The organism is Pseudomonas sp. VS40, from assembly GCF_018587885.1.
Lineage (GTDB): Bacteria > Pseudomonadota > Gammaproteobacteria > Pseudomonadales > Pseudomonadaceae > Aquipseudomonas > Aquipseudomonas pergaminensis.
The window spans coordinates 87,590-109,102 of record NZ_JAGYWD010000009.1; the positions used below are offsets into that span (position 1 = coordinate 87,590).

20 protein-coding genes are annotated in these 21,513 nt (G+C 59.7%); 7 read left to right on the top strand and 13 right to left on the bottom strand.

Translation table 11 applies throughout. The features are described from left to right. The first annotated feature begins 53 nt into the window (after window positions 1–53). The 4 genes from KHP07_RS24170 to KHP07_RS24185 all read left to right on the top strand — a co-directional run bounded on the left by KHP07_RS24170 (window position 54) and on the right by KHP07_RS24185 (window position 4,557). Window positions 54–242, top strand: a complete 189-nt coding sequence (locus KHP07_RS24170; protein WP_073859991.1) for a type II toxin-antitoxin system HicA family toxin — start codon at window positions 54–56, stop codon at window positions 240–242. An 11-nt stretch (window positions 243–253) separates the two neighbouring features. Beyond that, a complete protein-coding gene (locus KHP07_RS24175) occupies window positions 254–658 on the top strand; it encodes a type II toxin-antitoxin system HicB family antitoxin (protein ID WP_078047607.1) in 405 nt (134 codons plus the stop codon). Window positions 659–1,051: 393 nt separating this feature from the next. Further along, window positions 1,052–2,581: a M10 family metallopeptidase C-terminal domain-containing protein gene (locus KHP07_RS24180; RefSeq protein WP_078047608.1), complete on the top strand. Its 1,530-nt coding sequence runs from the start codon at window positions 1,052–1,054 to the stop codon at window positions 2,579–2,581. Between the two features lie 242 nt (window positions 2,582–2,823). Then, window positions 2,824–4,557: a M10 family metallopeptidase C-terminal domain-containing protein gene (locus tag KHP07_RS24185; protein WP_214498153.1), complete on the top strand. Its 1,734-nt coding sequence runs from the start codon at window positions 2,824–2,826 to the stop codon at window positions 4,555–4,557. Window positions 4,558–4,641: 84 nt separating this feature from the next. Here the strand turns inward: KHP07_RS24185 and KHP07_RS24190 are convergent, their stop codons facing one another. Beyond that, window positions 4,642–5,838: an MFS transporter gene (locus tag KHP07_RS24190; RefSeq protein WP_214498154.1), complete on the bottom strand. Its 1,197-nt coding sequence runs from the start codon at window positions 5,836–5,838 to the stop codon at window positions 4,642–4,644. A 176-nt stretch (window positions 5,839–6,014) separates the two neighbouring features. On the opposite strand from KHP07_RS24190, the gene KHP07_RS24195 reads away from it, so the two are divergent. Then, window positions 6,015–6,629 (top strand): DUF5666 domain-containing protein, encoded by a 615-nt coding sequence (locus tag KHP07_RS24195; RefSeq protein WP_078047611.1) that lies wholly within the window; start codon window positions 6,015–6,017, stop codon window positions 6,627–6,629. Window positions 6,630–6,758: 129 nt separating this feature from the next. On the opposite strand, the gene KHP07_RS24200 is transcribed toward KHP07_RS24195, so the two are convergent. The 8 genes from KHP07_RS24200 to gcl form a co-directional block, all read right to left on the bottom strand. Then, a complete protein-coding gene (locus KHP07_RS24200; RefSeq protein ID WP_033897617.1) occupies window positions 6,759–7,763 on the bottom strand; it encodes a sulfate ABC transporter substrate-binding protein in 1,005 nt (334 codons plus the stop codon). 105 nt (window positions 7,764–7,868) lie between these two features. Next, window positions 7,869–8,693 carry an ion transporter gene (locus KHP07_RS24205; protein ID WP_028615697.1) on the bottom strand — a complete coding sequence of 275 codons (825 nt, stop codon included), beginning with the start codon at window positions 8,691–8,693 and terminating at the stop codon, window positions 7,869–7,871. Between the two features lie 31 nt (window positions 8,694–8,724). Next, a complete protein-coding gene (locus tag KHP07_RS24210) occupies window positions 8,725–9,600 on the bottom strand; it encodes an urea transporter (protein ID WP_214498155.1) in 876 nt (291 codons plus the stop codon). Window positions 9,601–9,720: 120 nt separating this feature from the next. After that, on the bottom strand, window positions 9,721–11,136 hold the full coding sequence (pyk, locus tag KHP07_RS24215; protein WP_078047613.1) for a pyruvate kinase: 1,416 nt from the start codon (window positions 11,134–11,136) through the stop codon (window positions 9,721–9,723). After that, complete coding sequence (locus KHP07_RS24220) at window positions 11,126–12,406, bottom strand: glycerate kinase type-2 family protein (protein ID WP_078047614.1); 1,281 nt, start codon at window positions 12,404–12,406, stop codon at window positions 11,126–11,128. Before KHP07_RS24220 ends, pyk begins: the two co-directional genes overlap by 11 nt. Window positions 12,407–12,575: 169 nt before the next feature. After that, the gene (locus KHP07_RS24225; protein WP_078047615.1) at window positions 12,576–13,466 is read right to left on the bottom strand and encodes a 2-hydroxy-3-oxopropionate reductase; all 891 of its coding nucleotides are present in this window, start codon (window positions 13,464–13,466) and stop codon (window positions 12,576–12,578) included. Window positions 13,467–13,639: 173 nt separating this feature from the next. Further along, window positions 13,640–14,422 (bottom strand): hydroxypyruvate isomerase, encoded by a 783-nt coding sequence (hyi, locus tag KHP07_RS24230; RefSeq protein ID WP_078047616.1) that lies wholly within the window; start codon window positions 14,420–14,422, stop codon window positions 13,640–13,642. 10 nt (window positions 14,423–14,432) lie between these two features. Further along, window positions 14,433–16,208, bottom strand: coding sequence for a glyoxylate carboligase (gene gcl, locus KHP07_RS24235; protein WP_078047617.1), 1,776 nt, complete (start codon window positions 16,206–16,208; stop codon window positions 14,433–14,435). A 256-nt stretch (window positions 16,209–16,464) separates the two neighbouring features. Between gcl and KHP07_RS24240 the strand changes: the two genes are divergently transcribed. Next, window positions 16,465–16,905, top strand: a complete 441-nt coding sequence (locus KHP07_RS24240) for a GlcG/HbpS family heme-binding protein (RefSeq protein WP_214498156.1) — start codon at window positions 16,465–16,467, stop codon at window positions 16,903–16,905. Between the two features lie 134 nt (window positions 16,906–17,039). Here KHP07_RS24240 and KHP07_RS24245 read toward each other — a convergent pair whose 3' ends face one another. Next, window positions 17,040–17,498, bottom strand: coding sequence for an REP-associated tyrosine transposase (locus tag KHP07_RS24245; RefSeq protein ID WP_078047619.1), 459 nt, complete (start codon window positions 17,496–17,498; stop codon window positions 17,040–17,042). A 225-nt stretch (window positions 17,499–17,723) separates the two neighbouring features. Next, window positions 17,724–18,329 (bottom strand): TetR/AcrR family transcriptional regulator, encoded by a 606-nt coding sequence (locus KHP07_RS24250; RefSeq protein WP_078047620.1) that lies wholly within the window; start codon window positions 18,327–18,329, stop codon window positions 17,724–17,726. Window positions 18,330–18,463: 134 nt separating this feature from the next. Between KHP07_RS24250 and KHP07_RS24255 the strand changes: the two genes are divergently transcribed. Then, window positions 18,464–19,378, top strand: coding sequence for a DUF808 domain-containing protein (locus KHP07_RS24255; protein ID WP_214498157.1), 915 nt, complete (start codon window positions 18,464–18,466; stop codon window positions 19,376–19,378). A 52-nt stretch (window positions 19,379–19,430) separates the two neighbouring features. Here the strand turns inward: KHP07_RS24255 and KHP07_RS24260 are convergent, their stop codons facing one another. Together KHP07_RS24260 and mlaY are read right to left on the bottom strand one after the other, a co-directional pair. Further along, the gene (locus KHP07_RS24260) at window positions 19,431–20,219 is read right to left on the bottom strand and encodes an MlaA family lipoprotein (protein ID WP_078047623.1); all 789 of its coding nucleotides are present in this window, start codon (window positions 20,217–20,219) and stop codon (window positions 19,431–19,433) included. Then, window positions 20,212–21,510, bottom strand: coding sequence for a lipid asymmetry maintenance lipase MlaY (mlaY, locus tag KHP07_RS24265; protein WP_078047624.1), 1,299 nt, complete (start codon window positions 21,508–21,510; stop codon window positions 20,212–20,214). The genes KHP07_RS24260 and mlaY overlap by 8 nt, the downstream gene beginning before the upstream one ends. Window positions 21,511–21,513: the final 3 nt, after the last annotated feature.

Sequence of the window (21,513 nt, forward strand, 5' to 3'; positions counted from 1 at the left end):
AGTAAAGATAACTCCAGGGTTACTTTTATTCAGGCCAAGCCAAGGAGGCTCGGGTGCAAAGCAGGTTATTGATCAAGGAACTGCAAGAGGCAGGTTGGGTGCTGGATCGGGTCACGGGAAGTCATCATATTTTTACCCATCGCTATAGCCCGTACACCCTTCCAGTGCCCCATCCAAAGAAGGACTTGCCGCTGGGCACCGTCAGAAGCATCAGGAAACGCGCCGGCTTGTTTCAGTTTTAAGGAGAACATTCATGCAATACCCAATCTGTATCGAATGGGGCGATGACTTCACTGCCACCGGTATCCAGATCCCCGATATCCCAGGTGCAGTCACCGCCGGGGACAGTTTTGAAGAGGCGTACAACGCCGCCGTGGAAGTCGCGCACATCATGCTGCAAGAGATCGCCGCAGAGGGCGGGACGATTCCGATGCCCACGTCGGTCGCCCAGTACCATGCCCACGAGGACTACGCCGGGATGGGCTGGGGTATGTTGGAACTGGACGTCACGCCCTACCTGGGCAAAACCGAGAAGGTCAATGTGACCCTGCCCGGTTATGTCATCCAGCGCATCGACCGCTATGTGCGAGAGCACAAGGTCAAAAGCCGCTCGTCATTCTTGGCGGACGCGGCATTGGAGAAGTTGGTGCGGTCCTAGGGCAGTCAGGCCATGACTGGGCAGCAACGCGAACGGCTGGAGGCGAGGCTGTCAGATAAGGGCGGTACTTTCGCCTGATTTTATTCAAGTATGTTTGGTTGGTTTCCTAATGTTTGAAATTAAGATCCTGACTGAATTTAGTTGTTTGTTCACAAGGTTTTTCGTGCGGAAAATCAAGTGTCTATCGATTTTAGTATGTCGAGATAACAGGTTTTCTAATGGCAGTGGTGTGTTTTTTTTACGGGTGTGTTTATTAAGCGGTATTGCAAAGCAATAGGGGTGGCGAAGGGGTGATTAATTTGGGAGTTTTATTCACCTGACAACGGATGGGTCAGCGTTTGTATTTCACCTACATGGACGGATTGCTCTTCACCACCCAGAGTATTAATCGTCATGCATATTCCGGTCAGGCAGCCTTCCCAGCAACCGCCTGCGCACCCGTCGCACGCCCTGATGTCAGCGTTTGATAACGGCGCTTTCCGATGGCCAAGTAATAAGAAGTCGTTAAATACCGATCAGGCGGCTAAGCAGATAACGCGAGGTAACTTCAAGTTTCATGATCGAAATCGAGACGGTAAAGTTGTGGTGGGCTTTAGTTTCTCTAGCGGTTTTACCGCGCATCAGAAAGAACGTGCCCGGCAGGTATTGAAGTCTTATGCCGACGTTGCCAACATTTCCTTTATCGAAAACAGTGCCCATGTGGATGGGGCCATTGTCATAAGAGGCATGCCGGGTTCCTGGTCGGGCTGGGCAGACTTTCCCAACCAGTACCAATCGAACGTAACGGCAAATGTAGGCACAGGAGGCGCGGGCGCCAACCCTAAAGTGGGTAGTCACTTCTTGTCCTTGTTGGTCCATGAATTGGGGCACACCCTGGGCCTGGAACATCCGGGCCGTTATAACGGCGGTGGAAGTTATGAGTTCAATGCTGACTATGCGCAGGACACCAAGGCCCGCAGCGTCATGAGCTATTGGTCGGAGCGTAAGCAACCGGGGCATGACTTCAACCGACAGCAACCGGCTGCGCCCATGATTGACGATATTGCGGCCCTCCAGCGCCTGTACGGGGCGAATATGCGCACTCGTAATACCAACACTGTTTATGGGTTCAACTCCAACACCGAGCGTGAGCACTACAGCCTCAAGAGCGCCCGCGACGAACCCGTGTTCAGCGTCTGGGATGGCGGCGGCGAGGACACCCTGGATTTTTCCGGCTTTGGCCACAGACAAAACATCAACCTCAATGCCGAGGCGTTTTCGGATGTCGGGGGGCTACGGGGGAACGTGTCGATCGCCAAGGGCGTGGTCGTGGAGAATGCCATTGGCGGTTCCGGCAGCGATTCGTTGACGGGTAACCACGCCAATAACCGCTTGAAGGGTGGAGGCGCCAGCGACACGTTACGCGGCGGTGCAGGTGCCGACACGTTTGTGTACGACCGCGTCAGCGATTCAACACCGCAGGCACCTGATTTTATCCAGGACTTCACCAGCGGCAGCGACAGAATCGATGTGGCCGGCGTACTTCGAGAGGCGGGTCTCACGTCGTTGACCTTCGCTGATGCCCTCAGTGGGCGTGCGGGCGACGCCGTGCTCAGTCACGACGCGGCAACCGGGCGTTCCACACTGTCGGTGGATACCAAGGGCAAGGGTAAGGCTGATCTATTGATCACCAGCCAGGGTGAAATCAAGCAGGCGGATGTGATCTGGAGCGGTGAAAGCGCGGCCGTGACGCCCTTACCCACGCTCGAACCCACGGCAGAGCCCACTCCAGAACCGGAACCTGATCCCGGGCCAGACTCCACGCCAGAACCGGTTCCCCACCCGGCTCCAGGGTACGGTCCCGGGCTGCTAGAGCGGGTGGGCAAACAAATACTTTCAGGTATCTCGAGCGCCGCGAAGTGGATATTCGGGTGGTTCCGGTAAACGCTTGGAAATGTAAACACTGTCGCCAGTCGTTAACAGTTTCTAAGAACAGAAGTTGATATAAATTTTAATCGGTTATTTGTTTTCAGTGAGTGGCCAGCGTTTCACTTTGTATAAGTAATGTGCTTGTTTGGTGTATTTATTACGTGCGATTTTGCAGCTGAGTTAATAGTGTGTTTGTTAGTAAGTTGCTCTTATGTAGAGCGTTGTCTTGTTGCTACTGAAAATCCAGAGGGCGGTTCATGAAAACAACAAATATTCCCACAGTTGCGAGCACGGCTGGGGCTTTGAATTATCACGCTATGAGATCGGCGATGGGTCAAACTTCCTACACGACGGATCAGGCGGCGAAACATCTTACTCGAAGGGGGCTTAAATGGATGGATAAAGACAACGATGGGAAAGTCGACCTTTCTTATACGTTGGACGCGAGATTCACCTCCGATCAGAAGGCGCGGATCAGGGAGAGTCTCAAGTCCTGGGCGGAGGTGACCAACGTGACGTTCAAGGAGAATACCCAAGGGCGTGATGGCTCCCTCAATATCTCAGCCATACCAGGATTCGGTGGGGGCGTCGCGTCCCTGCCCACGGGGAACTCGGTGGGATCGGTAAATATCGGTACTGGCGGTGCTGATGGAAAGCTGGAACATGGGACGCAGTTTGATCTGGTAGCGGTCCATGAACTCGGTCATGCCCTTGGCCTTGAGCATCCTCACGGAGCGGGCCCGAGTTATCAGGAGGACTCAACCGCCTACACCGCCATGAGCTACCGCAATGCGTCTTTTGGCGATCATCCTTACAACGGGAAGAAAATCGCTGCCCCCATGCTGCACGATATCGCTGCGGTGCAGAGGTTATACGGTGCGAACACCGATACTCGAAAAACCAACACGATCTACGGTTTCAATTCCAATACCGGTCGAGACTTCTACAGTCTTGAGAGCGCCAAGGACAAACCTATTTTCAACGTTTGGGACAGTGGTGGGATCGATACCCTGGACTTCTCCGGTTTTCGCCAAAATCAGAAGATCAACCTGAATGCCGAATCCTTTTCGGACGTCGGAGGCATGAATAACAATGTTTCCATCGCCAAAGGCGTCACGGTGGAAAATGCTGTCGGTGGTTCCGGTGATGACACCCTGATCGGTAACGAGGTCGGCAATCGCCTCAAGGGTGGGAATGGAGCGGATACGCTTGAAGGCGGGGGCGGGGCAGATGTTTTTGTCTTTGAAGGCGCCGCAGATTCCACGCCAGAGTCGCCTGATCAGATTCTGGATTTTGTCAGCGGCACTGACAAAATAGGCCTGTACGAGTTGTTGAACCGCGCTGCCTTGAAACATCTTTATGTGGTTGATTCCTTTACCGGCCGTGCTGGCGATGCCGTGTTGAGCTACAACGAGAGCACCGCTGAGGGAAGTTTGTCTATCGACATGACAGGGAATGGAAAACCCGACTTTCAGGTGAAAAGTAAAGGGAAAATTCATTACATGGATTTGTTGGTCACGCCTGAGCCAGCCATCCCAATCGAACCCACGCCGACCTCAACCAAAGGTACGCCGACAGCGACGGATCCAACCCCTCCTTCAACGTCCGATACGCCAAGGACAAAAAGAGAGGGCGATACAAAAGACGCTAGGGACGGCAAGACGCACACCTACAATTCTGCTTCTGAATCGAACTGCCGCAAGTTCGATACCTTGGATGACTTCATAAGTGGCAAGGATAAGCTTGATATCTCCAACATGGCTGCAAAGTCGGGTGTCACGTTGACACAGGTAGAAAGGTTCTCGGGTAGGGCGGGTGAGGTCTACATCAGGAAGTCATATGAAGACGATCGGTACTGGGTTGCCGTTGATTTGGATGGAGACCAGTACACCGATTTTCTTGTCAACAGTCCTAAGGTGATAAGGGCCGGGGACATTGTGGGGATGAAGTTGAACTCAGCCTATTATCGGTCGCTATCCTCACGTACTTGAGGGCACTGCGTCCTCTTGGGCGATGACCCAGCCAAAGCTGCCCTACATCACTGGCGGGCGGCTTTGGCAAAGGGCGCCAATACCTCAGGCAGTTGCTACTGACGTCTCACGGGAAGCACTCAGAAAACGCAGCAACGCCACCAGCGGGAATGCACTGCCCACCAGCATCACTCCCAGCCAGCCGCCATGTTCATACACGCTGCTGGCAATCGCCGAGCCGAAGGCGCCGCCGATGAAAATGCTGGTCATGTATAGCGCGTTCAGGCGGCTGCGGCTGTTGGCGTCCAGGGCGTAGATGGCGCGTTGGCCGAGCACCATGTTCATCTGCACACAGAAGTCCAGGACGACACCCGTCACCGCCAGGCCGATCACGCTGTACAACGGGTGCACGAAAGCCGGCAGGAAACTCAGCGCGGCGAACAGCATGGCCAGCAGCGAAGCGCGGTGGGTGTGACCGGCATCGGCCAGGCGGCCGGCGATGGGTGCGGCAATCGCACCCAGCGCACCGACCAGGGCGAACAGGGCGATCTCGCTTTGGCTCAGGCCGTGATTGCGCGCCAGTTCCAGTGGGGCGGCGGTCCAGAACAGGCTGAAGGTGGCGAACATGCAGCCTTGGTAGAACGCTCGTTGGCGCAATACCGGCTGCTCACGCAGCAAGGTGCCGAGGGAGCGCAACAGTTGGCCATAGCTGGCGCTGTGGTCGGGTTGGCGCTTGGGGATGGTGATCAGCAGCACCACGCTGATAAACGCCATCAACGCCGCCGCCGCCATGAACATCGCGCGCCAGCCGAAGTGGTCCGCCACCACGCTGGACACCGGCCGTGCCAGCAGGATACCGAGCAACAGGCCGCCCATGATGCTACCGACCACCCGGCCACGGGACTCGGCGGGCGCCAGGTGCGCGGCCAGCGGAATCAGGATTTGCACCGATACCGAGCTGAAACCGACCAGCAGCGACACCAGCAGGAACAGGTTCGGCTGCTCGGTGACCGCTGCACCCAACAGGCTGACGATGGCGAGCACGGTGGTGGCAATCATCAGCTTGCGGTTTTCCAGCAGGTCACCCAACGGCACCAGGAAAAACAGGCCCAGGGCGTAGCCGATTTGCGTCAGCGACACGATCAGGCTGGCCATGGCGGGTGTGAGGCCGATGTCCGGGGCGATCAGTTCAATGATCGGTTGTGCGTAGTAGATGTTGGCAACGATGGCACCGCAGCAAAACGCGAACAGCATCACCATGCTCCGGGTCATGGTGGTTGTAGCGTGGGACGTAGCGTTCATGGTGTTCTCATAAAAGCGAAGGAAAGTGGTGCGAGCCTAAAGACAACACCGTAGCCCGGGTAGGCCGCTGGCAGTGATAACACTCATGCCCGGTAATGATGAGTGAATCGTTAACTTTCTGCGCGAAGGGTGATGATACATTCAGGCACAACTGCCGAAACAGGAAATTGATGGTCATGAAAATCACGTTGAACAAAATGCTCCTGGCTTCCACGCTCGCCGCCGCCATGGCTGTGGGCCTGGCCCAGGCTGCCGAAGCCCCACGCGTAGGTGTACGCGGCGCCATTACGGCGATGGAGGGCGATGCGATGCACGTCAAGGTCAATAGCGGTGAGGAAGTCATCGTGCACCTCACCCCGGCTACCCAGGTGCGCGCAGTCACCCTGGCCAAGATCGATGAGATCAAGCCGGGCAGCTACATCGGCTCCGCCGCCATGCCCAACGCCGACGGCAGCCTGACGGCGCTGGAAGTGCACGTGTTTCCACCGGCCATGGCCGGCACCGGCGACGGGCATCGTGCATTTGATTTGAAGGAAGGCAGCAGCATGACCAACGGCACCGTCGGCGACCTGGTGGTCAGCAACGGGCGGACGTTGACCGTGAAATACAAAGGCGGCGAACAGAAGATCGTGGTGCCGGAGGATGTGCCGATCGTCAACCTGGAACCGGGCGATCGCAGCCTGCTCAAGCCGGGGGTAAAGGTGGTGTTGTTTGCGGCGCAGGGGGCGGATGGGACCATTACCGCGCAGGCCATCTCAGCCGGTAAAGATGGTGTGACACCGCCAATGTAAAGTCTGGCGCAGAACCAAATGTGGGAGTGGGCTTGCTCGCGAATGCGGTGGATCAGCCAATGAATCTGTTGACTGACACACCGCATTCGCGAGCAAGCCCGCTCCCACTGTTTTACCGCGTTTATTCAGTTATTGACCGGAGTAGATCTGGTCAAACACCCCACCATCATTGAAGTGGGTCTTCTGCACGGTACGCCAGTCACCAAAGGTCTTCTCTACCGACAGGAAGTCGACTTTCGGGAAGCGGTCGGTGTACTTGGCCAGCACTTTCGGGTCACGTGGACGCAGGTAGTTGTTGGCGGCGATTTCCTGGCCTTCCGGCGACCACAGGTATTTCAGGTAGTCCTCGGCGGCCACGCGGGTGCCTTTCTTCTCGACTACTTTGTCGACCACCGACACCGGCGGCTCGGCTTCGGCGGAGACGCTTGGGTAGATCACTTCGAACTGATCACGGCCGAATTCACGGGCGATCATCTCGGCTTCGTTCTCGAAGGTCACTAGCACGTCGCCAATCTGGTTGGTCATGAAGGTCGTGGTGGCGGCACGGCCGCCGGTGTCCAGCACCGGTGCCTGCTTGAACAACTTGCCGACAAAGGCCTTGGCCTTGTTTTCGTCGCCGCCGTTCTTCAGCACATAGCCCCAGGCCGACAGGTAGGTGTAGCGCCCATTACCCGAGGTTTTCGGGTTGGGCACGATCACCTGCACGCCGTCTTTCAACAGATCCGGCCAGTCTTTCAGTGCTTTCGGGTTGCCTTTGCGCACGATGAATACGGTGGCGGAGGTGAACGGCGCGCTGTTGTTCGGCAGGCGGGTGACCCAGTTGTCCGGCACCAGTTTGCCGTTGTCGACCAACGCGTTGATGTCGGTGGCCATGTTCATGGTGATCACGTCAGCCGGCAGACCGTCGATCACCGAGCGCGCTTGTTTGCTGGAGCCGCCGAAGGACATCTGCAGGGTCAGTTTGTCGTTCGGGTGCTCGGCTTCCCAGTGCTTCTGGAACGCAGCGTTGTAGTCCTTGTAGAAATCGCGCATCACGTCGTAGGAGACGTTGAGCAGTGTGACGGGGGCGGCCTGGACGGCGCCCGCCAGGGCAAGGCCGGCGGCCAGGAGGGAGGCGCTAACGAGTTTTTTCACTGCTCATTCCTTGTTGTTCGAGAAGGTGGTCGATTGAGTAGGGGCAATTTGCCAGCGACTATAGCGGGCGCCGCATAGACGTTTAAAGATTAAAACGTACTTTGCTTATTCCACTTTACGGAAAAGGTTACTCCCGCAGCGCGAGCAGAAGGCGGCATTCGGCTCATGGCTGTTCTTCTTGCACACCGGGCAGTCGGTCTGCAGCTGTTCGCCGCGCATGGCGCTGGCCAGTTCGGCGGTGAAAATACCGGTAGGTACGGCAATGATCGAATAACCGGTGATCATCACCAGCGACGAAATCACCTGGCCCAGCGGGGTCTTGGGCACGATGTCGCCAAAGCCTACGGTGGTCAGGGTCACGATGGCCCAGTAGATGCCCTTGGGAATGCTGGTAAAGCCATGCTCCGGGCCTTCGATCACGTACATCAAGGTGCCGAACACCGTGACCAGCGTGCACACGCTGACCAGGAACACCACGATCTTCTGCTTGCTGCCGCGCAGCGCCGCCATCAGGTAGTTGGCCTGCTTGAGGTACGGACTGAGCTTGAGCACGCGGAAGATCCGCAGCATCCGAATGATGCGGATAATCAGCAGGTACTGCGCGTCGCTGTAATACAGCGCAAGGATGCCGGGGACGATGGCAAGCAAATCCACCAGCCCATAAAAGCTGAAGGCATAGCGTAACGGCTTCGGCGAGCAATACAGGCGCAACCCGTATTCGATCAGGAAGATCAGCGTGAAGCCCCATTCGATATAGGCCAGCACATCGGCGTAGTTCTGGTGTATCTGGTCGATGCTGTCGAGCATCACGATCACCAGGCTGGCGAGGATGATCAGCAGCAAGATGCCGTCAAAGCGCCGCCCGGCGACCGTGTCACTTTGAAAAACCATGACGTAGAGCCGCTGGCGCCAGTCGTTGTTGCTGTCCATAAATCCCGCCTGAAACGAAGTTCGAGCAAGCCTAGGGGGATTCGAAGGGCCTGTCCATGCGGGGTTTCTGAAGCACGCGACCGCCTGCGCGCACCAGCCAGCAGGCGAGGATGAACGGTGCGGTCAATGCCGGCAGGTGCAGGGCGGCGAAGCCTGGCGTGAGAAGGATCGCCAGCAGGATGCCGAGCAGCGGCAACCAGGGGTGGCGACGCACCTGGCTCAGGGCCAGCGCCGCCAATGCCGGGTTGTAGCTGTGCAGGCCGAGCAGGGCGCTGGCGGGTTCTTGCAGCCACAGCGCTATCAGCACGCCGGCGGTGGAGCCGACCAAGGCCCATACGGCGGCGCGGCGGTTGGCCAGCCACAGGCCCAGTGCAATCAAGGCACCGGCCACTGGCTGGTCCAGCAGCATGATTTGCGCCAGCCCGGTGAAGGGCGCGGTGAGCGCGGCCAGGGTGTCGGGTTCGCTCAGGCTAAAGGTGCTGTCAGGTACTGTGCCTATCAGCAACCAGCCGAGCAGGACAAACGGCGCGGTATAGGCCGGCAAGTCATCCGGCTGGCTGGCGTGCTTCAACCATTGCCGCGTGAGGATCGCACTCAAGCCGCCGCCCGCCAGGATCAGCGGTGGCAGCAAGGCCGACCAGGCGAAGTGCTGGCTGATCAACAAGCCCAGCAGTACGCCGTTGTAGCTATACAGCCCGGCCTGGCGCTCGGCCTTGGGATAGCCCCGGCGCTGGGCCGTGAGCAAGCCCGCGACGCCACCCAACAAGGCGCCGCCGAGCAAGGTCGGCGCGCCGATCAGGATCGCCAGCAGGCACAGCAGGCCGCACAGCGGCTGGCGTTGCAGGAAGATCTGGCTGAAGCCGTTGAGCAGCGCTTCGGCCCAGTCGGGGCAGGTGGGGTTGTGCATGGTGGTTAGTCAGTGAGACTGAGTTGCCCCCATCGCAGGCAAGCCAGTTCCCACATTTGACTGTGTTCGCAGATCAAAATGTGGGAGCCGGGCTTGCCCGCGATGGGGCCCGAACAGGCGCTAGATCAACGTCTCTATACGCAAAGAGTTGGTCGACCCCGGCTGCCCGAACGGCACCCCCGCCGTAATCACCAACGTATCCCCACGCTCCGCCATCCCCTGTGCCTGGGCAATCTCCAGCGCCGTGGAGCACACCTCATCCACCTGGCGCAGCCGGTCATTGACCACCGAATGCACGCCCCACGCCACGCTCAAGCGCCGCGCCGTGGACAGGTTGGGCGTGAGGTTGAGGATCGGCGCTACCGGCCGCTCCCGCGCCGCGCGCAGGCTGGAGCTGCCGGACTCGCTGTAGTTCACCAGTACCGCCACCGGAAGGATGCTGCTGATACGGCGGATCGCGCAGCTGATGGCGTCCGACACCGTGGCATCCGCCTTGGGCCGGCTGACATCCAGTTGGGTCTGGTAGTCCGGGCCGTTTTCCACCTGGCGGATGATCTTGCTCATCATCTGCACGGCTTCCAGTGGGTATTCGCCGGAGGCGGTCTCCGCTGACAGCATCACCGCGTCGGCGCCTTCGGCCACGGCATTGGCGACATCGGTGACTTCGGCACGGGTCGGCGCCGGAGAGAAGCGCATGGACTCCAGCATCTGCGTCGCCACCACCACCGGTTTGCCCAGCTGGCGGCAGGTACTGATGATGTCCTTCTGGATCTGCGGCACGCTCTCGGCCGGCACTTCCACGCCCAGGTCGCCTCTGGCCACCATGATTGCATCGCTCAGTTCGGCGATTTCCTGCAGGCGCTGCACGGCCGAGGGTTTCTCGATCTTGGCCATCAGGAAGGCCTTGTCGCCGATCAGCTCACGGGCTTCGCGGATATCTTCCGGGCGCTGCACGAACGACAGTGCCACCCAGTCCACACCCAGTTCCAGGCCGAAGCTCAGGTCGCGCCGATCCTTGGCGGTCAGTGGGCTCAGTTCCAGCAGGGCTTGTGGAACGTTTACACCTTTGCGGTCCGACAATTCGCCGCCATTGAGCACGGTGGTGTCGATGGCGTCGGCATGTTTGGTGATCACCCGCAGGCGCAATTTGCCGTCATCCAGCAGCAAGTCCATGCCGGGCTCAAGGGCCTGGATGATTTCCGGGTGGGGCAGGTTGACCCGGCGCTGATCGCCCGGGGTCGGGTCCAGGTCCAGGCGCAGGGCCTGGCCGCGCACCAACTGCACCTTGCCCTCGGCAAAACGCCCGACCCGCAGCTTCGGCCCTTGCAGGTCCATGAGGATGCCCAGCGGGTAATTCAACTGGCGCTCCACCTGGCGAATCCACTGGTAGCGTTGTGCATGGTCGGCGTGGTCGCCGTGGCTGAAGTTGAGCCGGAAGATATTCACCCCGGCTTCCACGAGCTCGCGGATGTCATCGATACCGTCGGTAGCCGGGCCTAGGGTGGCGAGGATTTTGACCTTTTTGTCAGGCGTCATGTTTGGCAGTCTCAAGGATCAGGATGGCGCGAAAGTCGTTGACGTTGGTGCGCGTCGGCTCGGTGACGATCAAACCGTCGAGGGCGGCGAAATAGCCGTAGCCATTGTTGTTATCCAACTCGTCGCTGGCCGACAGGCCGAGGGCTTCGGCGCGCCGGTAACTGCACGGGGTCATGATCGCGCCGGCGTTGTCTTCCGAGCCGTCGATGCCGTCGGTGTCACCGGCCAGGGCATACACGCCGGGCAGGCCCTTGAGGCTGTCGGTGAGGCTCAGCAGGAATTCCGCATTGCGCCCGCCACGGCCATTGCCGCGCACGGTCACGGTGGTTTCGCCACCGGAGAGGATCACGCACGGCGCCGCCAGCGGCTGGCCATGCTGGACGATCTGCCGGGCGATGCCGGCGTGCACCTTGGCCACGTCCCGCGCTTCGCCTTCGAGGTCGCCGAGGATCAACGGGCTGAACCCGGCCTGGCGGACTTTTACCGCCACCGCTTCGAGGGATTGCTGGGGGCGTGCGATCAGTTGAAAGTGGCTGCGCGAGAGCACTGGGTCGCCAGGCTTGACGGTTTCCGAGGCCGGGTTCTGCAACCAACTGCGTACCGCGGCGGGGACTTCGATGCCATACCGCTTGAGGATCGCCAGGGCCTGTTGCGAGGTGCTCGGGTCGCCGACCGTGGGGCCGGAGGCGATCACCGTGGGCTGGTCGCCCGGCACATCGGAAATCGCATAGGTGTACACCGTGGCCGGCCAGGCTGCTTTCGCCAGGCGACCGCCCTTGATCGCCGAGAGGTGCTTGCGCACGCAATTCATCTCGCCAATGGTGGCGCCGGATTTGAGCAGGGCTTTGTTGATGGCCTGCTTGTCGGCCAGGGTGATGCCTTCGGCGGGCAGTGCCAGCAGGGCAGAGCCGCCGCCGGACAGCAGGAAGATCACACGGTCGTCTTCGCCAAGGTTGCTGATCAACGCCAACACGCGCTGGGCCACGGCCAGGCCAGCGGCGTCGGGCACCGGGTGGGCGGCTTCGACCACTTCGATTTTCTTGCACGGCGCGCCATGGCCGTAGCGGGTGACCACCAGGCCGGTGACTTCGCCCTGCCAGCAGTTTTCGACAACCAGGGCCATGGCGGCGGCGGCCTTGCCGGCACCGATTACGATCACACGGCCACTGCGGTCGGCGGGCAGGTAGGGTTCGAGGACTTGCCGGGGGTGGGCGGCGTCGATGGCTGTGGCAAACAGCTCGCGAAGCAGGTGTTGCGGATCGACCGACATAAGCGGGCTCCCGGGGATTCTTGTTATTAGGGGTGAGACTTGGAATAGGGATTAAAGGTGGGAGCTGGCTTGCCTGCGATAGCAGTGTGTCAGGCAGCAAATCTCTAGCTGGAAGACCGCTATCGCAGGCAAGCCAGCTCCCACACTGGATTGCATTTCAAGTGAACACTTACTTATCGCGAATCGAGAAATTCGCCATATGTTCCAGGCCCTTGATCAGCGCCGAATGGTCCCAGTTACCGCCGCCAATCGCCGTGCACGTACTGAACACCTGCTGGGTGCCGGCGGTGTTCGGCAGGTTGATCCCCAACTCCTTCGCACCGGCCAGGGCCAGGTTGAGGTCCTTCTGGTGCAGGTTGATACGAAAGCCCGGATCGAAGGTGCCCTTGATCATGCGCTCGCCATGCACTTCGAGGATTTTCGACGAAGCAAACCCACCCATCAGCGCTTCACGCACCTTGGCCGGGTCGGCGCCGTTCTTGGCGGCGAACAGCAACGCTTCGGCCACCGCCTGGATGTTCAGCGCCACGATGATCTGGTTGGCGACCTTGGCGGTCTGGCCATCACCATTGCCGCCCACCAGGGTGATGTTCTTGCCCATGGCCTGGAACAGCGGCAAGGCGCGTTCAAAGGTCTGCGGCTCGCCGCCGATCATGATGCTCAGGGTGCCGGCTTTGGCGCCGACTTCACCACCGGACACCGGCGCATCCAGGTATTGCGCGCCGACCTCGTTGATCTTCGCCGCGAACGCCTTGGTGGCGGTGGGGGAGATCGAGCTCATGTCGATCACGACTTTGTTTGGCGACAGGCCTGCCGCCACGCCGTCTTTGCGGAACAGCACATCATCGACCTGTGGGGTGTCGGGCACCATCACAATGATGAACTCGGCTTCCTGCGCCACTTGCTGTGGGCTGGCCAGGGCCACGGCGCCAGCATCGATCAGGGCTTGCGGGGCCTTGCCGTGGTGTTCGGAGAGGAACAGTTGGTGACCTGCTTTCTGCAGGTTAGCGGCCATGGGTTGGCCCATGATGCCGGTGCCGATGAATCCGATTTTAGCCATGATCAATTCCTCTTTTTATTCGATGGGCAGACCTGACCCGGTCTGCCAAACACAGGAGGTCTAAATGTGGGAGCGGGCTTGCTCGCGAAGGTCTTTCATTCAACAGGTGCGTCGACTGATACACCGCTTTCGCGAGCAAGCCCGCCCCCCACATAGGGGTTTTGGGGCGTTGGTTAGATGGCGTTATGGGTTTTGAGCCAGCCCAGACCCGCTTCGGTAGTGGTCAGCGGCTTGTATTCGCAGCCGACCCAACCCTGGTAACCGATGCGGTCCAGGTGTTCGAACAGGAAGCGGTAGTTGATCTCCCCGGTGCCCGGCTCGTTGCGGCCCGGGTTGTCGGCCAGCTGGATGTGGTTGATCTCTTCCAAGTGCGCGGCCATGGTGCGGGCCAGGTCGCCTTCCATGATTTGCATATGGTAGATGTCGTATTGCAGGAACAGGTTGTCGCTGCCGACCTGCTCGCGAATCGACAGGGCCTGCGCCGTGTTGTTCAGGTAGAAGCCTGGGATGTCGCGGGTGTTGATCGCTTCCATCACCAGCTTGATGCCCACCGCTTGCAGTTTTTCAGCGGCGTACTTGAGGTTGGCGACGAAGGTTTTTTCCAGGGTTTCGTCGTCAACGCCTTGTGGCCGGATGCCCGCCAGGCAGTTGATCTGGGTATTGCCCAGCACTTGTGCATAGGCGATCGCCAGCTTGACCCCGGCACGGAATTCCTCGACCCGGTCCGGGTGGCACGCCAGGCCGCGTTCGCCCTTGGCCCAGTCACCGGCCGGCAGGTTGAACAGCACCTGGGTCAGGCCGTGGGCGTCGAGTTGTGCCTTGATTTCGGCAGAGCTGAATTCATACGGGAACAGGTACTCGACCCCTTGGAAGCCGGCATCGGCGGCCGCTTTGAAACGGGCAAGGAAGTCCTGTTCGGTAAACAGCATGGACAGGTTGGCGGCGAAACGCGGCATAAGGTTCTCCTTAATCGAGCAGGGAAATGGCAGTCGGCGCATCGTTGCCGACCAGGGCCAGATCTTCGAATTCGTTGACGGCGTTGATCTCGGTGCCCATGGAAATGTTGGTCACGCGTTCCAGAATAATCTCAACGATCACCGGAACCTTGAATTCTTCGATCATTTCCTCGGCGCGGCGCAGGGCCGGCGCGATCTGGCTTGGCTCGAACACACGCAGGGCCTTGCAACCCAGGCCTTCGGCGACGGCGACGTGGTCTACGCCATAGCCGTTGAGTTCCGGCGCGTTGAGGTTGTCGAAAGACAGCTGCACGCAGTAGTCCATTTCAAACCCGCGCTGGGCCTGGCGGATCAAGCCCAAGTAGGAGTTGTTCACCACCACGTGGATGTACGGCAGCTTGAATTGCGCACCCACGGCCAGTTCTTCGATCATGAACTGGAAGTCGTAGTCACCCGACAGCGCCACCACCTTGCGGCTCGGGTCGGCCTTGACCACGCCGAGGGCGGCGGGGATGGTCCAGCCCAACGGTCCGGCCTGGCCGCAGTTGATCCAGTGACGTGGCTTGTACACATGCAGGAATTGCGCGCCGGCAATCTGCGACAGGCCGATGGTGCTGACGTAGCAGGTGTCTTTGCCAAACACCTGGTTCATTTCTTCATAAACGCGCTGTGGCTTGACCGGCACGTTGTCGAAGTGCGTCTTGCGGTGCAGGGTGGCTTTGCGCTGCTGGCAGTCGTTCAGCCAGGCACTGCGGTCCTTGAGCTTGCCGGCGGCTTTCCACTCGCGGGCCACTTCAATAAACATCGTCAGCGCGGAACCGGCGTCGGAGACGATGCCCAGGTCAGGGGTAAATACGCGGCCAATCTGCGTCGGCTCGATATCGACGTGAATGAACGTGCGGCCCTCGGTGTAGACCTCGACCGAACCGGTGTGACGGTTGGCCCAGCGGTTGCCGATGCCCAGCACCACGTCTGACTTGAGCAGCGTGGCGTTGCCATAACGGTGGGAGGTTTGCAGGCCGACCATGCCCACCATTTGCGGGTGATCGTCCGGGATGGTGCCCCAGCCCATCAGGGTCGGGATAACCGGGATGCCGGTGAGTTCCGCGAATTCAACCAGCAGCTCGCTGGCGTCGGCGTTGATCACGCCACCACCGCTGACCAGCAGTGGGCGTTCGGCCTGGTCCAGCAGGGCCAGGGCTTTCTCGACCTGGATGCGCGTTGCCAAAGGCTTGGCCAGGGGCAGCGGCTGGTAGGCGTCGATGTCGAATTCGATCTCGGCCATCTGCACGTCGAACGGCAGGTCGATCAGCACCGGGCCTGGGCGGCCGGAGCGCATTTCGTAGAAGGCTTTCTGGAAGGCGTAGGGCACCTGGCCCGGCTCCAGGACGGTGGTCGCCCACTTGGTCACCGGCTTGACGATGCTGGTGATGTCCACGGCCTGGAAGTCTTCCTTGTGCATCCGGGCGCGGGGGGCCTGCCCGGTAATGCACAGGATCGGGATCGAGTCGGCCGAGGCACTGTACAGGCCGGTGACCATGTCGGTGCCCGCCGGGCCCGAGGTACCGATGCACACGCCGATATTGCCGGCCTTGGTGCGGGTGTAGCCCTCGGCCATATGGGAGGCGCCTTCAACGTGGCGAGCAAGGACGTGATCGATGCCACCCACTTTCTGCAAGGCCGAGTACAGCGGGTTGATCGCGGCGCCTGGGATACCGAAGGCGGTGTCTACGCCTTCACGGCGCATCACCAGGACTGCGGCTTCGATTGCTCTCATTTTGCTCATGATTTTGGTGCCTCTTGCGTTTTGTAATTGTATACAAGTGGTGTCTGTTCAAAGTGTATTCACGGCGGGCGGCGCAGGTCAATGCATTTTCTAATCTGGCCTTTGCGTTCGTCGGAAGCACTTTTTTCGACGTGTGGAGCCTTTGTGCGAAAATATTGTATACAAAATAAAAATTCATTGTGTTCTATTTGTTTGATCGAGCATCTGATCATTCAGACCTCCACCGCTTTCCCAATAACAAAAGAAGGACGGCACCATGAGCGCTTTAACCTTGAAACTCGCTACCCAGCTGGCCAGCCAGGCCCTCAGTGCAGGGCGCACCATCTGCGCTGCGCCGCTGACCATCGCCGTGCTCGACAGCGGCGGCCATTTGATCACCCTGCAACGCGAAGACGGCGCCAGCCTGCTGCGCCCGCAAATCGCCATCGGCAAGGCCTGGGGCGCAATTGCCCTTGGCAAGGGCTCGCGCCTGCTGGCACTGGACGCACAGCAACGCCCGGCGTTTATCGCTGCGCTGAACAGCCTGGGGCAGGGCAGCGTGGTGCCTGCGCCGGGTGGGGTATTGATTCGAAATCCGGAAGGTGCGGTGCTGGGGGCGATCGGGATCAGCGGGGATACGTCGGACATTGATGAGCAGTGTGCGATCACGGCGATCGAAGGGGTGGGGTTGATGGCGGATGCGGGGGTGTCTGCCTAGTTTTTTGCTGATCTGTCGGGCCTTATCGCGGGCAAGCCCGCTCCCACACTTGATTGGGTTCACACATTTATATTTGTGAATTCGTTCAAATGTGGGAGCGGGCTTGCCCGCGATGACAGCGACTCGGTACCCCGTCAAAGCCAAATGGCGTCCCACAGAGGGTAGTCGCCAAACTTCTTCACGAGGCCCGCCCGCAGAGGGTTGGCCACGATGTACCGGGCTATTCCTTCAAGGCTTTCTTCCCGCCGTACGGCATGGTCATGGAAACCTGGTTGCCATAGACGTCCTTGACGGCCGGAAACCGCATTTACGATTCGCGTGCTTTTAGACTTCACCTGACGCATCAGATCGGCAAGCGAGCCCTTTTCCAGGGAGATCAACCAATGGAAATGATCGGGCATCACTACCCAGGCCAGGGAAGTCACCAATCCCTGATTCTGGGCAATCCTGAACTGCTGTACGACCAGGCGACCCAGTTTGAAATCATTGAATATAGGTATTCGATCAAGGGTGTTGCTGGTCAACAAATAGATGCGATTGGGCTCGTCATAGCGACCAATACGCAGACGATTTGAAGCGGGTTGATCAGGCATTCCTTGGCCTCTCTTCAGATGGTGTCCTGAGAGGCTAGATCTCGATGGCTGATGCTGATTGGCAGGCTTTTGGCAGGATGTGTCTGGGAGGGCGCTTTCGCGAGCTAGCCCTCTCCCACAGTGGTTTTGCGGTGTTCATACATGGTGTGTCTGGCACAAAACACCTGTGGGAGCGGCGGTGCGACGACTCGACTTGCTCGCGAATGGCACAGGCACCGCGGTGTATCAGTCCGGCTCACACCCCTTCAACACCAACCGAATAATCGTCTGCGCCGCCGCTTCATAATCCGCTTCATCCAGCTTGGCCTTCCCGGTCACCGCCGAGATCTGCCAGTCGAAATCCGCATAGGTCTGCGTGGCTGCCCAGATACTGAACATCAGGTGGTTGGGATCAATCGCCGCGATCAGGCCGCGATCCACCCAGTCCTGGATACAGGCGATGTTGTGCTTGGCCTGGGCGTTGAGCTGTTCGACCTGGTCGGCGCTGAGGTGCGGGGCGCCGTGCATGATTTCGCTGGCAAAGACCTTGGAGGCAAATGGCAGGTCGCGGGAGATACGGATTTTCGAGCGGATGTAGTTGCTCAGTACTTCCTTGGGCGCGCCGTCCGGGTTGAACGGTGTGGAAGCGGCCAGGATCGGCTCGATGATGCTTTCGAGCACCTCGCGGTAGAGGTTGTCCTTGGACTTGAAGTAGTAGTAGACGTTGGGCTTGGGCAGCCCGGCCTTGGCGGCGATGTCGCTGGTTTTGGTCGCGGCGAAGCCTTTGTCGGCGAACTCCTCGCTCGCCGCCCGCAGGATCTTTTCTTTATTGCGCTCGCGAATGGTGCTCATAAACCCAGTGATTCCTTGCCATGACAGGCGGTTGCGCATGGTAGCACCGGCCATCTGCGGGCCTCAACAATGTGCCCGTAAAGCGTTGCGCCGCGCTATGCTCGGCGCATCCCTCTCTAATGGAAGCCCGATTCATGGCAGGAAGCAGCTTGTTGGTGTTGATCGACGATATCGCCGCGGTACTCGATGACGTAGCCCTGATGACAAAAATGGCGGCGAAGAAAACCGCCGGCGTGCTCGGCGATGACCTGGCGCTCAATGCCCAGCAGGTCTCCGGGGTGCGCGCCGAGCGGGAAATCCCCGTGGTGTGGGCAGTGGCGAAAGGTTCGTTCGTCAACAAGTTGATCCTGGTGCCGGCCGCCTTGCTGATTAGTGCATTCGCACCGTGGGCGGTGACGCCGCTGCTGATGCTCGGCGGTGCCTACCTGTGCTTCGAAGGTTTCGAGAAGCTGGCGCATAAATTCCTCCACAGCAAGGCCGACGATCATGCTGAACATGCGCAGTTGGTCGAGGCCGTGGCCGATCCGGCCACCGACCTGGTGGCCTTCGAAAAGGACAAGATCAAAGGCGCCATCCGCACTGACTTCATTCTCTCGGCCGAGATCATCGCCATCACCCTTGGCACCGTGGCTGATGCGCCACTGATGCAGCAGGTGGTCGTGCTGTCCGGTATCGCTATCGTCATGACCGTGGGCGTCTACGGGCTGGTGGCCGGCATCGTCAAGCTGGATGACCTGGGCCTGTGGCTCACCCAGAAGCCCGGCCAGATGGCGCGCAGTATCGGCGGCGCCATTCTGCGCGCGGCGCCCTACATGATGAAGAGCCTGTCGGTGATCGGTACGGCGGCGATGTTCCTGGTGGGCGGCGGGATTCTCACCCATGGCGTGCCGGTGGTGCATCACTGGATCGAGACGGTGAGCCAGGGCGCAGGTGGGGTGGCGTGGTTGGTGCCGACGCTGCTGAATGGCGTGGCGGGGATCATTGCCGGGGCGGTGGTGTTGGCGGTGGTCAGCGGGGTGGGCAAGCTCTGGAAAACTGCTAAGGCTTGATCGCGCGACAATAAAAAAGGCCATTCAATCGAATGGCCTTTTTTGTGGGCGGTTACTCGGCAATCTGCAGCTTTCGCGATTCCGTATAGATGTAGCGCACCTTCTCGTACTCGAACGGCGAGTTCATCTGGCCATACCGGAAGCTGGTCTGATAACGCTTGTCCACTGCACGCAATGCCCAGATTTCCGGGTGGTTGGAGCTGACTTCGGACACGTTGAGGAAGTTGATCTGGGTTTCCGCGCCGTAGTCGACGATCAGGCCGGTGGTGTCGCGCAGGTTCGACGGCCCGAAGATCGGCAGCACCAGGTAAGCGCCGCCGGGCACGCCGTAGAAGCCCAGCGTCTGGCCGAAATCTTCGCTCTGGCGCGGCAGGCCCATGGCGGTGGCCGGGTCCCACAGGCCGGCGATGCCGATGGTGGTGTTGACCAGCAGGCGGCCGGTGGTTTCCAGCGAGCGGTGGCCCTTGAGCTGCAGCAGGCTGTTCAACAGGTTGGGCACATCGCCCAGGTTGTTGAAGAAGTTGCTCACGCCGGTCCGCAGGAAGCTGGGGGTCACATAGGTGTAGCCGTTGACCACCGGCAGGAACACCCATTGGTCGAAGCGGTAGTTGAAGTGGTACACGCGACGGTTCCACGATTCCAGCGGGTCATACACGTTGAGTGCGGTGAGCGACGAGCGCTCGAACTCACGCTGGTCCAGCCCTGGGTTGAACTTGAGCTTGGTCAGCGGCTCCTTGAAACCGTCGGCGCCGACATTGACCGGCTCGTGGGCCTTGCTGTTGTCGGCATTGGCAACGCCCGCGCACATCAAGGCGGCAAGCAGCAGAAGATATTTAGCCACGGAAGAACTCCAGCATGGCGTCGGCGTTGACGCGGTAATTGAGGTTGCCGCAGTGGCCGCCCAGCGGGTAGACGGTCAAGCGATCGCCGAAGGTTTTACGCAGGAAACCGAGGTCACCAGGGCCGAGGATCACGTCGTCGGCGTTGTGCATGACGGCGATCTTCGGGTTGGTGTGCAGGTAGTCCTTGAGGGCATACAGGCTGACCTGGTCGACCAGTTGCAACAGGCTGCCGCCGTCGGAACGGGCGCGCCACATCGGGATCACTTGTTCGGTGAGGTAGCAGTCGAAGTCACATTGCAGTGCACGCTTGAGGAACGGCGTGAGGCTGGTGCCTTCGGTGATCGGGTATTTCGGCGGGATGATCAAGCCACGGCGGTTGATCAAGTCCGAGGTAAAGGCGATGTCAGCCGCCGAGAACCGGAACGAGGTGCCGATCAGCATGGCCATCTGTTCGTTGGTCAGGTGCTGTTTGGATTGCTGGAAGTCATAGAGCAGGGCGTCGTTCAGGTCGATGTAGCCCTTCTGCTGGAAGTAGCGGGTCAGCTTGTTCAGCACCAGCTCATAGAAGGTGGTGGTGTTATTGATGCCCTTGACCTCGGTCTGCACCAGCTTGTCGAGGTTGGTGATCGAGGTATAGAGGTTGACCGGCGGGTTCAGCAGCAGCACTTTCTTGAAGTTGAAGCTGCGACGGGTCTCGTCGAGTTTGCTGACGAACGCTGCATCCAGGGCACCGAGGCTGTAGCCGGTGAGGTAGAAGTCAGTCACTGGCAGCGAAGCGTTTTGCGCGCGCACGGCTTGCATCACGCGGTACATGTCTTCCGCGTCTTCCTGGGTGATCCCCGGGGTGGCAAAACGCGAGGCGGCGCTGATGAAGTCGAAGCTGGTCGGCGACGACAGCTGCACCACGTGGTAGCCGGCCTGGTAATACAGCTTTTTCAGGTATTCGTTGATGCTACTGTCAAACCGCGCACCGGTGCCTGCGATCAGGAAGATCAGCGGCGCGGCGCGGTCCTGCTTGGCGATGCGGTAGGTGAGCTTCTTCACCGCCCAGAAGTTGTCCGGCAGGCTGAACTCGCGCTCAGGGCGCATGTTCAGGGTGTAGTCGGATTGGTTGATCTCGTCATCACTCGGTAGCTTAGGCCGTAGGTCTGGCGGGGTGGTGGCGATAGTCGCTTCAAACGGGTTGGTCAAAGGGTAGCCATAGCTGGCTTGGTCGATGTCGACGGCCAGTGCTGACGCACTCAGAAAAAGGCTGCCCAGCAAGGCAGCACAGCGCAAGGAACGGAGCATGAC

What these genes read in the sequence shown, in the direction of transcription:
- KHP07_RS24175 (WP_078047607.1), top strand. Translation starts at nt 254, where the DNA reads ATGCAATACCCAATCTGTATCGAATGGGGCGATGACTTCACTGCCACC.
- KHP07_RS24180 (WP_078047608.1), top strand. Translation starts at nt 1,052, where the DNA reads ATGCATATTCCGGTCAGGCAGCCTTCCCAGCAACCGCCTGCGCACCCG.
- KHP07_RS24185 (WP_214498153.1), top strand. Translation starts at nt 2,824, where the DNA reads ATGAAAACAACAAATATTCCCACAGTTGCGAGCACGGCTGGGGCTTTG.
- KHP07_RS24190 (WP_214498154.1), bottom strand. Translation starts at nt 5,838, where the DNA reads ATGAACGCTACGTCCCACGCTACAACCACCATGACCCGGAGCATGGTG.
- KHP07_RS24195 (WP_078047611.1), top strand. Translation starts at nt 6,015, where the DNA reads ATGAAAATCACGTTGAACAAAATGCTCCTGGCTTCCACGCTCGCCGCC.
- KHP07_RS24205 (WP_028615697.1), bottom strand. Translation starts at nt 8,693, where the DNA reads ATGGACAGCAACAACGACTGGCGCCAGCGGCTCTACGTCATGGTTTTT.
- KHP07_RS24210 (WP_214498155.1), bottom strand. Translation starts at nt 9,600, where the DNA reads ATGCACAACCCCACCTGCCCCGACTGGGCCGAAGCGCTGCTCAACGGC.
- pyk (WP_078047613.1), bottom strand. Translation starts at nt 11,136, where the DNA reads ATGACGCCTGACAAAAAGGTCAAAATCCTCGCCACCCTAGGCCCGGCT.
- KHP07_RS24220 (WP_078047614.1), bottom strand. Translation starts at nt 12,406, where the DNA reads ATGTCGGTCGATCCGCAACACCTGCTTCGCGAGCTGTTTGCCACAGCC.
- KHP07_RS24225 (WP_078047615.1), bottom strand. Translation starts at nt 13,466, where the DNA reads ATGGCTAAAATCGGATTCATCGGCACCGGCATCATGGGCCAACCCATG.
- hyi (WP_078047616.1), bottom strand. Translation starts at nt 14,422, where the DNA reads ATGCCGCGTTTCGCCGCCAACCTGTCCATGCTGTTTACCGAACAGGAC.
- gcl (WP_078047617.1), bottom strand. Translation starts at nt 16,208, where the DNA reads ATGAGCAAAATGAGAGCAATCGAAGCCGCAGTCCTGGTGATGCGCCGT.
- KHP07_RS24240 (WP_214498156.1), top strand. Translation starts at nt 16,465, where the DNA reads ATGAGCGCTTTAACCTTGAAACTCGCTACCCAGCTGGCCAGCCAGGCC.
- KHP07_RS24245 (WP_078047619.1), bottom strand. Translation starts at nt 17,498, where the DNA reads ATGCCTGATCAACCCGCTTCAAATCGTCTGCGTATTGGTCGCTATGAC.
- KHP07_RS24250 (WP_078047620.1), bottom strand. Translation starts at nt 18,329, where the DNA reads ATGAGCACCATTCGCGAGCGCAATAAAGAAAAGATCCTGCGGGCGGCG.
- KHP07_RS24255 (WP_214498157.1), top strand. Translation starts at nt 18,464, where the DNA reads ATGGCAGGAAGCAGCTTGTTGGTGTTGATCGACGATATCGCCGCGGTA.
- mlaY (WP_078047624.1), bottom strand. Translation starts at nt 21,510, where the DNA reads ATGCTCCGTTCCTTGCGCTGTGCTGCCTTGCTGGGCAGCCTTTTTCTG.